This is a genomic window from Sphingobacterium sp. UBA7249, assembly GCF_002472835.1.
Classification (GTDB): domain Bacteria; phylum Bacteroidota; class Bacteroidia; order Sphingobacteriales; family Sphingobacteriaceae; genus Sphingobacterium; species Sphingobacterium prati.
Map to the genome: position 1 here is coordinate 670,014 of NZ_DKST01000001.1, position 11,488 is coordinate 681,501.

The window sequence follows — 11,488 nt, forward strand, 5'->3', positions numbered from 1 at the left end:
AAATAAGATAATGGATTAAAGAGCAAAGATGACGGACTATTAGCTGAACAATCAGGAGTCTTTCATCTTTGTTCTTTAATCTCTAATAACAAAATAATTTTTACGTAAACATTATGTCTCTACATCAAGATGCCGAGTTAAAGAAAGCTATCCTTGAACTGCCACAAAAGGAAAAAGACAAATTGCTTGTCCGCCTAGTCAGTAAGGACAAAATGCTGATGAAACAATTGCATTTTCAATTGCTGGAAAATGAATATGATCTGGAAGAACGTATTGAGAAATTGCGTAAGCAGCTCGCCCAATTATTTGACATCGGAACAAGTCAGATTGCCGATACACCACATCACAGCAATTTTATTTCACTTAGTAAGCTGGTCAAACAGGCAAGCGGTTTGGTTAATGAGCATGAGAAAGTTACGAAAGACAAAACGAGTGAAGCTGAATTTCGTTTTTATATTCTAAAACGGGTCATAAGTGATTATGGGCGACTATTTGATTCATCCTACCAATCGGCAGCCCATAAATTACATAAATATATCACAGGCCGTATTAAACATGCCGTCGGGAAATATGATAAGCTCCATGAGGACTTTCAATTCGATTATCGGGAAGATTTCCAAAACACACTCAACGCTTTTGGTAATACAACATTAAAAAGCTATATTAGTGAGCAGAGAATTGATCTCGACCTGAATTAATTATGAGAAACAGCAAAAATCGTGTTAAAATTGGATCCTATCGTGTCACAGCTTACGAGCAACATAAATTAATCTATTTAGCGATCCTCTTAGCGTTATTGGCCTTCGTCTATACACTTCATCTGGCAAAATAGCTTACTTAACAGGTTCAATGAATAGTTTTTCGAGACAAATCACCTTATTTTATCTTTTGTCAAACCCTACCCCTGCTTAAATCCGGGCGACACCTCCCTCTTTGTCCTAATAGCCATAATGTTCCATTCGATAAGTTTTTACCAAAAAACTTAGCACAACATACCACATACTTAAGAGGATTTAATTAAATTCGCAATTATTCGAAATTTTTGCTCGTGGGAATTCAAGAAATACTAGAAAAATACAGTCAAAGCGAATCCGTCCAATCGCTTACAAAGGCTATGCAATCCAAAAACCAAAAGATTCAGCTCAAAGGTCTCATCGGTTCTGCGGACGCATTTATTGCCGTTTCATCCTATAAATTGCAGGAGCGTCCGATAGTCTTTATTTTACCGACGCACGAAGATGCTTCTTACTTTTTAAGCGATCTGGAGAGCTTACTGGACAAGCAGGTACTTTTTTTTCCCTCTTCCTATCGAAAAGCCTTTGATTTCACACAGACGGATTCTGCAAATGTATTACAGCGTGCCGAAACATTAAGTTCGCTCAACCATACCTCGGAGCTGCCCAAGATGGTGGTCACCTACCCCGAGGCGATTGCCGAAAAGGTGATCAATCGTACGGATCTAGAGAAAAATACCCTAGAGATTACAGAAAATACGGCTTTAAGTATTGATTTCATCAATGAATTTTTGATCGAGTATGATTTTGACCGGGTAGATTTCGTCTATGAGCCCGGACAATTTGCTATACGAGGCGGTATTGTAGATATCTTTTCTTTCTCCAACGACCTTCCCTACCGTATCGAATTCTTTGGTGATGATATCGAAAGCATACGAACATTTGACATTGAATCTCAGCTTTCGGTCAATAAAATCCATAAGGTCACCATCGTGCCAAATGTGCAGGCCAAGTTCCTGACCTCACAACATATCTCCCTGCTGGAATATATCGATCAGGATGCTTCGATCTGGATCAAAGATGCCCAATTCACACTTGATATTGTCAAGGATGGACTAAAAAAAGCAAAACAGCTGTGGCTGAGCCTGAGTGACAAACAGAAGAAAGAAAATCCCGAATGGCATAATCCCGAGTACGAATTTACCGACGAGAAAAACCTCAACGCCTTATTTTTTGAATTCCCGATCATTGAATTCGGGAAGCAGTTTTTCTATAAAGGGGAAGTTGTACTCAAGTTTGACATTCATCCACAGCCTTCTTTTAATAAGGATTTTAATCTGCTGATTCACAATTTTAAAGAAAATGAGCGCCAAAGGATCCAGAATCTGATCTTTTCAGATTCGACAAAACAGGTCGAACGGATCTATACGATATTGGAAGATCTCGACAAGGCGGCTACTTTTATCCCTATTCACAAAGCGCTGCGTGAAGGTTTTAGGGACGACACGTTAAAACTGGCTTGTTATACCGACCACCAGATATTTGACCGCTATTACAAATACAAACGAAAAAAAGCTTATGAACGCTCACAGGCGATCACGCTGAAAGATCTACGGGATCTCAAACCGGGAGACTTTATTACGCATATTGACCATGGCGTGGGGCGATACGGCGGACTGGAAAAGGTCGATGTCAATGGAAAATCACAGGAGATGATCCGACTGATCTATGCGGACAATGACCTCCTTTATGTCAATATCAACTCATTAAATCGTATTTCAAAATATTCCGGCAAGGAAGGCACGGTTCCAAAGATGAACAAGCTCGGTACAGATGCCTGGGACAAATTAAAGAAAACGACCAAAAAGAAAGTCAAAGATATTGCCCGCGACCTGATTATGCTCTATGCGAAACGGAAGGCGCAACATGGCAACGCCTTCTCGCCGGACAGCTATCTGCAGAATGAGCTGGAAGCATCATTTATTTATGAGGATACGCCAGATCAGGAAAAGGCTACTGCAGATGTAAAAAAAGACATGGAGTCACCGCACCCAATGGATCGGTTGATCTGTGGGGACGTCGGCTTTGGAAAAACAGAGGTTGCTATCCGCGCGGCATTTAAGGCTGTAGCAGATAGCAAACAAGTTGCTGTTTTGGTTCCGACAACGATCCTGGCCCTGCAACATCATCGCACGTTTACAGAGCGCCTGAAAGGGCTTCCCTGCAACATTGATTACATCAATCGTTTCAAAACGACAAAACAGATAAAAGATACCTTGGCCCGGCTTGCGGAAGGAAAAATAGACATTATTATCGGTACCCATCGCCTGGTGAGCAAGGATGTAAAATTCAAAGACCTTGGTCTGATGATCATTGATGAAGAGCAGAAATTTGGTGTCGCCGCTAAAGAGAAACTAAAAGCAATGCGCGCCAATGTCGATTCGCTGACCCTAACAGCGACTCCGATCCCAAGGACCTTACATTTCTCTTTGATGGGAGCGCGAGATCTAAGCATTATATCAACACCACCCCCCAATCGGCAACCTGTACAGACCGAGCTGCATGTCTTTAATGAGGCATTGATCGGAGAAGCGGTCAGCTATGAACTCGATCGTGGCGGGCAGGTTTTCTTTATCCATAACCGTGTCGCAGATCTTCCCCAGCTAGGCAATTTAATTCGCAAGCTCGTTCCCGGAGCACGCGTTGGTGTTGCTCATGGGCAGCTCGAGGGGGATGAATTGGAAGATGTAATGCTCAAATTTATTAATCATGACTTTGATGTGCTGATTGCAACGACAATTATCGAAGCTGGTCTGGATATTCCGAATGCCAATACGATTATCATCAATCACGCCCATATGTTCGGCCTCAGTGACCTGCATCAGATGCGGGGTCGTGTGGGTCGTTCGAATAAAAAAGCATTCTGTTACCTATTGAGTCCACCGTTATCGACATTGACCCCTGAGGCCTATAAACGCCTCTCGGCCATCGAGGAATTTTCGGAATTAGGTTCGGGCTTTAATGTTGCTATGCGCGATCTGGATATCCGGGGTTCAGGAAATTTATTGGGTGGTGAGCAATCGGGCTTTATCGCTGAAATCGGGTTTGAGATGTACCATAAAATCCTGGATGAGGCTATTCAAGAATTAAAAGATGATGAGTTTTCAGAGGTATTTGCCGATGAGCAAGAACGCAAATACGTTAATTTTACACAAATAGACACAGATCTGGAGGTATTGATCCCCGATGAGTATGTGACCAATATTACCGAACGTTATAATCTCTATACAGAACTTTCCAAACTTGAAAACGAACAGCAGCTCGCGGCTTTTGAAAAAGAACTCGAAGACCGCTTTGGCCCTATCCCGCACGAAGTATTCGAACTGTTCAATACTTTACGCCTGCAATGGTTTGGAAAAACAATTGGGTTTGAAAAGATATCCTACAAGAAAAATACTTTAAAAGGGTATTTTGTCAATAACCCCAAATCGAGCTATTTCGAATCGGATCAATTTGGCCGGGTGCTATCTTTTGTACAGTCCCACCCGGAGATCAGCAACCTCAAAGAAGTTAAAGGGCAACTTCGTCTTGCATTGAGCAATGTAAACACAATAAGTTATGCGTTAAACCTGCTCAAACAGATGTTATCCTAGTATTCTCAACACGCGCTATAAATAAAATCTACTTATTGCGTAGATTTTATTTATATTTGATTAAGCAACAAAACCTTCCTAAAGCGATCCATGCAGGCTGCATTGAAGGGCTATGGAAGGTTATGATTGGCTATCAGGAACAAGCACATTGAATATTAGCGTGCAACAAGTTGATTTGTACCGAAAAAAAGAACACTTATCCATAAAATTAGCATGGCATCCAATACCGAAACGATTCTCGTCCATGAAGGACAACACTTCAATTCAACTGCTGCAGTAACGGCCCCTATCTTTCAGACTTCAACCTATATTGCGGACAGTGATCCTGCGGAATACATCAAAGCAGCGACAGAAGCCAAACACCCTTACTTCTATCACCGGCATGGCAATCCAACGAATAGCCAGGTTGCGGCAGTGGTTGCCAAACTGGAAAAAACGGAAGATGCGCTTGTCTTTGCCACAGGCATGGCCGCGATCAGTAACGCCATATTGGCCATTGTGAAGTCTGGGGATCATATCGTTGCACAACTTGCCCATTATTCTGGTACAGCGATTTTTTTTAAGGAATTCTTGACCGACTATGGTATTACAGTCACTGCCGTGGACCAAACGGATACCGCAGCCTTTGCACAGGCTATTCAGGCAAATACCAAACTTATCTATATTGAAACACCTTCCAATCCGAATTTAAATATCACCGATCTCAAAGCTATCGGCGAACTTGCCAAGCGGCAGGGTATTTTGAGTATGGTTGACAATACCTTTGCTTCACCTATCAATCAGACACCGGTGGATTTTGGGATTGATGTCATTGTGCATAGTGCCACAAAATATCTGGGCGGTCATAGTGACCTAACTGCCGGAATTGTCTGTGGAAGTCAGGAATATATCGCAAAAGTCTGGAAACGATCCGTGACCCTGGGCGCATCGCTGGCTCCATTGGATTCCTGGCTGTTGCTCCGCGGGCTGAAAACATTGAGCTTGCGTGTCAAACAGATCAATGCCAATGCCCTGCAGCTGGCTGAGTTTTTGGATCAGCATCCGAAGATCAAGAGCGTAAGTTATCCGGGGCTTCCCAGCCATCCCCAGCATGAACTGGCGACCCGCCAGATGAAAGGCTTCTCCGGAATGATCTGCCTTGAGGTTGATGGACAGGACGAAGAAAAGGCCTTCAACAATGCGCAGGCTTTGATCAACAACCTCAGCATATTTATCAATGCCGCCAGTCTGGGCGGTGTCGAGTCGCTTATCGTACATCCGGCAAGCATGTGGGGTGGACACCATACCAAAGCGCAAAAAGAAATCTCGGGAATCACAATGGGTATGTTGCGGATCTCCGTCGGTATTGAGCATGCTGCAGACTTGATTGACGATTTAGATCAAGCCTTAAGGAAACTTGGTTAAAAATTTAGAGACCTACTTTCTGGTAGAGGATAAAACAAAAGAGAGTGAATAGTTATCATACTACCCACTCTCTTTTGTTTTAGGCGATTCTTATCTAAAGTACACGCGTACCATTTGCAATCTTGACCTGAATAACCGAAAGTTCCTTATCAAATTTTTGTTGATATTCTCTCTCCAATGCCGGCAAAATAGAGTCCAAAGCTCCTTCTTTAACAATGTTGATGGTACAACCACCAAATCCACCACCCATCATCCGTGCGCCGATCACTTCGGGGAATTGCTTGACATAATCAACCAGATAATCCAGCTCGGGGCAACTGACCTCATAAACTTTGCTCAATCCTTCATGGCTCTGGAAGATATATTGTCCTAGCTGAGCAATATCGCCCGAGCGTAATGCAGCGCAAGAGTTCTCTACCCGTTCGTTCTCGCGGACAACAAAACTTGCCTTGGCGTAGATATCTGCATCTTTCTCTTTTACCAGTTCGTCCAGCATATCCACCGTAACATCACGCAGGTTTTTAACGTCCGGATATTTCTCCCGCACCCATGCCGATGCCTGCTCACATTGCTCACGGCGTTTATTGTACGCTGTGGAAGCCAAGGAGTGTTTCACATTCGTATTCAACAGAACAACTTCATAACCTTTGAGGTCAAGTGGTACATATTCAAATCCCAAGGAGCGACAATCGAGCTTAATGACATTTTTTTCTTTACCAAAGGCAGAAGCAAACTGATCCATGATACCACACATCACGCCGGCATAGGTATGCTCAGCCTTTTGTGCGATCTGCGGAATATCAATCTGCTTGACATCCAAACCGAACAGCTCACTAAGCGCTAAAGTAACGGCACATTCTACTGCTGCCGAAGAGGACAATCCTGCACCTAGCGGGACATCACCATCAATATAAAGATTAAATCCGCCCAGTGCTGCTCCTCTTTTCTGGTATTGATCCACCACACCAAGGATATAATTTGGCCAATGCTTTTCTGAAATAGCGATATCTGTTAATTTGACCTCATGGCTTTCCTGATAATCTTCGGCATAAAGCACAATATTGTCATCAGCGCGCTTGCTGACAGCGACATAGATCGCCTTATCAATAGCCGCAGGTAAGACAAACCCGTCGTTATAATCGGTGTGCTCGCCGATAATATTAATCCGACCCGGAGATGTTACAACAATAGGATCTTCTTGATATAAGCTTTTAAATTTATTTACTATAGTTTCTTTTGCGATCATTCTTATATAGATTTATAATGTATAGTAGCACAACTCCGCAATTGTTCTGCTGCAATTTCTGGTGTAATATCGCGTTGTGGATTTGCCAACATTTCATAGCCGACCATAAATTTCTTCACGGTTGCTGAGCGCAATAATGGAGGGTAGAAGTGCATATGCCAATGCCATTCAGGATGATCTCCATCGTTTACTGGAGCTTGATGCATTCCTGCAGAATAGGGAAAAGAAGTTTTGAACAGATTGTCGTAACGTGTGGTCAATAATTTGAGCATTGCTGCGAAATCCTCCTTTTCCTTTTCGTCGAACGCGGCAATGTTCTGAACAGATCGTTTGCTGACGATCATAGTTTCATAAGGCCAAGCCGCCCAAAAAGGAACCAAAGAAACAAAAGAATCGTTCTCATCAATAATACGTTCTTTTTTTCTTAATTCAGCGTTGATATAATCGGATAGCAGGGTACGCTGGTATTTGTCAAAATATTTCTTTTGCTGGACACATTCTTTTTGAATCTCTACCGGCAAATGATTTTGAGACCAGATCTGCCCATGTGGATGCGGGTTACTGCAGCCCATAATAGCGCCTTTATTTTCAAAAATCTGAATATAACGGATCCATTCCACCTTAGAAAGTTCTTCAAATTCCTTCTGCCAAAGGTCAACAACAGCTTTTATAGCAGATTGTTCCATTTCAGGCAACGTAAGATCGTGACGTGGAGTGAACGCGATAACTTTACAGATTCCTTTTTCAGTCTCCGCAATAAACAATTCGTCCTCATTAAATTCCTGCTGACTGGTATCTTTCAATAAGGCCGAGAAGTCGTTGACAAAAACGAAGCTTTCTTTATAATCTGGATTGATATCACCATCTGCCCTTTTATTGGTTGGGCACAAATAGCATTGGGGATCATAGGCAGGCCGATTATCACCTGGTAGATCTTCCACTTGACCCTGCCAAGGTCGCTTACTCCGATGTGGAGACACAAGTACTTTTTCCCCGGTAAGAATATTAACGCGTGTGTGAGGAGAGTCCCCAAAGTTTAAAGTTGATTGCATGTCATGTATAACTGGTGTACAGAATACACAATATTAGCTTTTTTAAGTCAAAAGTAAAAATTAAAATATGCAACACTAAGCCTTAGATTTCGGATCCTGTCCTTTGATCAGTTCAAAGATTGTAATTTCAGGCAGGATACCAACCCGGCCAGGATAACCCAAAAATCCATATCCAACATTGACATATAAGCGCTTGTTTTCCTGCGCACGATATAATCCCGCCCACTCCTTATAGATATACTGTACAGGACTCCATTGCAGCATTTCAGAACGAACACCAAACTGCATGCCATGTGTATGTCCTGCAAACATCACATCCACATCAGTATCCAATACTTGTGCACGCCAGTGGGAAGGATCATGGGACAAGAGCAATTTAACAGCCTGTTCCTCGGTTCCGGCTAAAGCCTTTTTGATATCCCCATGTTTTGGGAAACGACCAGTTCCCCAGTTCTGAACCCCAACAATGCACAGTTCTTCGCCATCCACCTTGATCTTACGATTCTCATCCATCAACAGGTCCCAGCCCATGACTTTATGCACATCGATCACATCCTTTAAATTTTTTCGCTTTGCCGGAGAATCTTCTTTTCCGTAATAATAATCTCCATAATCATGGTTACCCAAGGTAGAAAATACCCCCAGATCAGACTTCACTCTTGCAAAAATATCCTGGTAATCCCGCATTTCAGATGCCTGCGCATTCACGATATCACCTGTAAAGAATGTAACATCTGCCTTTTCTTTTAACAGCATATCTATCCCGCCGGTCACAGCAGTCTTGTTATAGAAAGATCCCGAGTGTACATCCGATATCTGTGCGATGGTCATGCCGTGAAATGCTTTGGGTAGATTAGGTAAATATAACGGCACCCGCCTGACACGATAATCGTATGACCCGGAAATAATTCCCCAGCTCAGCGGAATAAGCGGTGAAGCACCTATTAATATACCAGCCTTGGTCAAAAAATCAGATCGGCTGATTCCCTTCACCGGATTTTCAGGCAATGGATCGCCAGCATCTTCAACAAGATCCTCAACAGACTCTTTCTTGCTGAATAAACGTTTGATCCAGACTCCACCCCGGCGGATATCATCGATCAGGAGGATCAGGAAGAAGAATATCTTTGAAGCTGCAGTCAGAAAGAATCCAACCAAAATAACAGATCTTACAATCAGCGGAATATTATATTTGGCAGATATAAAAACACCCAATAGCAGGAGGACGGTATACGACCACCACAACACGGTGAATATTTTTGTCTTGGGAAATTTAATCTTCGTAGCGCGAAGGGCGAAAAAGATATAAAAATCTAAAATGAGTAAAACACATGCATTTACTAACAACATCATCAATTCGTTTTAATTTTTGGCATTGAGTGCCAATTGCTTCAGAGATTTGATCCATTTGGGATCGTCATTGAGACTTTCAACCAGACAGACTTCCTCTCCCCCTAAATTCTTGAATTCATTAGCATATTCCACGCCAATTTCATCAATCGTCTCTATACAGTCGGCCACAAATGCCGGACTGAAGACCAATAATTTTTTATAACCTTTATTTGCGAGGTCATGCAACAAATCAGAAGTATAGGGTTGAATCCATGGTTCTTTGCCCAACCGGGACTGGAAACACAGCGAATATTGCTCTTTCTGCAAGCCCAATTTTTCAACGATGGTCCGGGTAGTTGCATAACACTGAGAAACATAACAATATGTATTGACATTTGTTTTACAGGAATCACAGCCAGACTCAGGGCATTTTAGTTTGCCCGAGGGGTCCACCTTACCCAATTGCCTAACAGGAAGACCATGGTAGCTAAAAACAAAATGGTCAAAATGTGCAAGATCGTGTTTTCGGGCATGATCTGCAATGGTCTCAGCCATCAAATCATCCGTACAAAAATTGCTTACAAAACTCACCTCAGGAAGATAATTCCACTTGCGAATGAGTTCCATAACACGATCGATGACTGAACCGGAGGTAGCCGAAGCATACTGAGGGAATAATGGAATGACACGGATAGACTCGAGTAGCATACCTTCCATCTTGTTCAGCGCAGATTCTATGGATGGATTTTGGTAACGCATGGCCAATTCCACATGATACTCTTCGCCTAAAGATTCCTGCAATAAGTCGCGCTGCAGTATACTATAATACATCAATGGCGATCCAGTTTCCTTATCCCAGATTGTTTCGTAAATCTTTGCTGATTTTGGTGCACGGGTACGAGCAATGATTCCTTTCACCAATAAAGTCCGTTGGAAATAAGGGATATCTATGACACGGGGATCCATTAAGAATTCGGTCAAATATTTTTTTACGTCTGGAGTAGTTGGACTATCGGGTGTACCTAACTGTACTAAAAGAATACCTTTTTTGGCTTTATTGCTCATAGCCTACAAAAATAAACAAAAAAGCACTTACTGCGGATTTACTCGCGATAATATGAAATATCTATGACGGGTAGATTAGGCTAGAGTGCTTCCAGAGCGGCTTTTACATCTTTCATCAGCCACATTGGTGTCGAAGTTGCTCCGCATATACCAATACGGTCGCCCTCGGCAAAAACCGACGCGTCCAGTTCGGCAGCATCAGAAATAAAGTAACTTTCAGGGTTAGCTTTTTGACAAACTTCAAACAAAACTTTTCCATTGGAAGATTTTTTCCCGGACACAAAAACAATTTTGTCATATTGCCTTGCAAATGTGCCAAGATCTTCATACCTGTTAGAAACTTGTCTACAGATGGTATCATTTGCCTTGACTTCGTACCCTCTTCTGATCAGCTCCTCTTTGATGGCGTAGAATTTATCCACACTTTTTGTCGTCTGGCTATAGAGGGTAAATGAACTTGGTAAATCGGCATCATCCAGTTCAGCAATATCCTGAAAAACGAGCGCTTCATTATTGGTCTGTCCTTGTAAACCGATAACCTCCGCATGCCCGTGCTTTCCGAAGATCAAAATCTTCTCATCCTGGTCAAAAGAGGTCTTGATCCGGTTCTGCAACTTGAGCACGACCGGACAAGAAGCATCAATTAAAGTGATGTTGTTTTCCAAAGCGGTACGATAGGTCTCCGGAGCTTCGCCATGTGCACGGATCAGCACCTTTTCATTTTGTAAGGTCGGAAGCACAGCATGATCAATAATACGCAATCCTTTGGCTTTCAAACGGGCCACTTCCTCATCATTATGTACGATATCACCTAAACAATAGAGGTAACCATCCTCTTCCAAAATCTCTTCCGCCATATCGATAGCGTATACCACGCCAAAGCAAAAGCCTGAATCTTTATCGATGTCTACTGTTAGATTTAATGCCATAACATTACAAAGTTACATATTCATATCGAATTTATTTATTTAATAGATTTGTTCACTAGTGTCCCATAAAAAT

General features: G+C 42.4%; 9 protein-coding genes. 4 read left to right on the forward strand and 5 right to left on the reverse strand.

The window, feature by feature from the left end; all coding sequences use genetic code 11:
* The first annotated feature begins 113 nt into the window (after positions 1 to 113).
* The 4 genes from B4A24_RS02340 (at position 114) to B4A24_RS02355 (ending at position 5,791) form a co-directional block, all read left to right on the forward strand.
* Positions 114 to 698 (forward strand): hypothetical protein, encoded by a 585-nt coding sequence (locus B4A24_RS02340; protein WP_172396033.1) that lies wholly within the window; start codon positions 114 to 116, stop codon positions 696 to 698.
* A gap of 2 nt (positions 699 to 700) precedes the next feature.
* Complete coding sequence (locus tag B4A24_RS02345) at positions 701 to 832, forward strand: hypothetical protein (RefSeq protein WP_281358896.1); 132 nt, start codon at positions 701 to 703, stop codon at positions 830 to 832.
* 216 nt (positions 833 to 1,048) lie between these two features.
* A complete protein-coding gene (gene mfd / locus B4A24_RS02350) occupies positions 1,049 to 4,387 on the forward strand; it encodes a transcription-repair coupling factor (RefSeq protein ID WP_293942195.1) in 3,339 nt (1,112 codons plus the stop codon).
* A 213-nt stretch (positions 4,388 to 4,600) separates the two neighbouring features.
* Positions 4,601 to 5,791, forward strand: coding sequence for a trans-sulfuration enzyme family protein (locus B4A24_RS02355; RefSeq protein ID WP_293942198.1), 1,191 nt, complete (start codon positions 4,601 to 4,603; stop codon positions 5,789 to 5,791).
* A 94-nt stretch (positions 5,792 to 5,885) separates the two neighbouring features.
* Here the strand turns inward: B4A24_RS02355 and galK are convergent, their stop codons facing one another.
* The 5 genes from galK to B4A24_RS02380 all read right to left on the reverse strand — a co-directional run bounded on the left by galK (position 5,886) and on the right by B4A24_RS02380 (position 11,415).
* Complete coding sequence (gene galK / locus B4A24_RS02360) at positions 5,886 to 7,037, reverse strand: galactokinase (RefSeq protein WP_293942201.1); 1,152 nt, start codon at positions 7,035 to 7,037, stop codon at positions 5,886 to 5,888.
* Between the two features lie 2 nt (positions 7,038 to 7,039).
* Positions 7,040 to 8,089 carry a UDP-glucose--hexose-1-phosphate uridylyltransferase gene (locus tag B4A24_RS02365; protein ID WP_293942204.1) on the reverse strand — a complete coding sequence of 350 codons (1,050 nt, stop codon included), beginning with the start codon at positions 8,087 to 8,089 and terminating at the stop codon, positions 7,040 to 7,042.
* Between the two features lie 75 nt (positions 8,090 to 8,164).
* The gene (locus B4A24_RS02370) at positions 8,165 to 9,439 is read right to left on the reverse strand and encodes a metallophosphoesterase (RefSeq protein WP_293942230.1); all 1,275 of its coding nucleotides are present in this window, start codon (positions 9,437 to 9,439) and stop codon (positions 8,165 to 8,167) included.
* Between the two features lie 12 nt (positions 9,440 to 9,451).
* Positions 9,452 to 10,486: a ferrochelatase gene (hemH, locus tag B4A24_RS02375; protein WP_293942206.1), complete on the reverse strand. Its 1,035-nt coding sequence runs from the start codon at positions 10,484 to 10,486 to the stop codon at positions 9,452 to 9,454.
* An 80-nt stretch (positions 10,487 to 10,566) separates the two neighbouring features.
* Positions 10,567 to 11,415, reverse strand: a complete 849-nt coding sequence (locus B4A24_RS02380; RefSeq protein WP_293942209.1) for a 4-hydroxy-3-methylbut-2-enyl diphosphate reductase — start codon at positions 11,413 to 11,415, stop codon at positions 10,567 to 10,569.
* Positions 11,416 to 11,488: the final 73 nt, after the last annotated feature.